The sequence below is a fragment of the Synechococcus sp. R6-10 genome, assembly GCF_047461815.1.
Taxonomy (GTDB): domain Bacteria; phylum Cyanobacteriota; class Cyanobacteriia; order Thermostichales; family Thermostichaceae; genus Thermostichus.
Genome location: NZ_JANSHW010000750.1, coordinates 1 through 848, shown reverse-complemented (window position 1 = coordinate 848; position 848 = coordinate 1). Strand labels below are relative to the sequence as shown.

Genomic DNA, 848 nt, shown 5'->3' with positions numbered 1-848 from the left:
GCGCCGATAATTCCTGCAGGAGTGTACCATGTACGGCGTCAAACGATTGGGCGAATGGCTGCTGGACAAGGGCAAAATCACGCCCCAGCAGTTGGAGGACGCGCTGGCGTATCAGCGCGAAACGGGCAAGCGGCTGGGCGAGTCGCTGATTGCACTGGGCTACATCACCGAAGACGACTACTACGAGGCGCAGGCGGAGCAATGGGAGTGCCCATACGAACCGTTGCGCGACGCGCAGATTCAAGAGGCGATGAAGGTACGCCACTGGATCGGGCTGCAAGACGCCACGCGCTTTATGGTCGTGCCCCTGCGCGAGGAGGGCATCGTGCTGTGGGTGGCGTCGTCAGACCCGAACAATGTCGAGATGCTCGACCACCTGCGCCAAAGCACGGGCAAGTTCATCAAGGTCTGCTTTAGCCCCCCTGACCGCCTCCTGCAAGCCATCGCGCGCATCTACAGCCTGCACGACGCCGAGATGTCCGAACAGGGCAAGACGGTAGATGTGGAAGAGCATGCGTCCGAAGACATCGCCGACATCTCCGACATCGACAAGACCGTCCACCAAGCGCCCGTGATTCGGCTGGTGAACGGCATCCTGCTGGAGGCGGTAGAGCGTAACGCGAGCGACATCCACCTCGAGCCGATGGAGACCAAGATGGTGGTGCGTTTGCGCATCGACGGCGTGCTGTACGCCGTGCGCGAAGTGCCCCTGTCGCTGCAGTCGGCGGTAACGGCGCGGGTGAAACTGCTGGCGGAGATGGACATCGCCGAGCGACGCCTACCCCAAGATGGGCGATTCGCCATCAAGACGGGCGAGAGCAAACTGGACGCCCGCGTCTCGTCGTTGC

1 protein-coding gene is annotated in these 848 nt (G+C 62.4%); it reads left to right on the top strand.

Annotation, left to right across the window (positions count from 1 at the left end):
• Window positions 1-28: 28 nt before the first annotated feature.
• Window positions 29-848: GspE/PulE family protein (locus tag NW837_RS15790; protein WP_414332662.1), on the top strand; the 820-nt coding region annotated here is incomplete at its 3' end.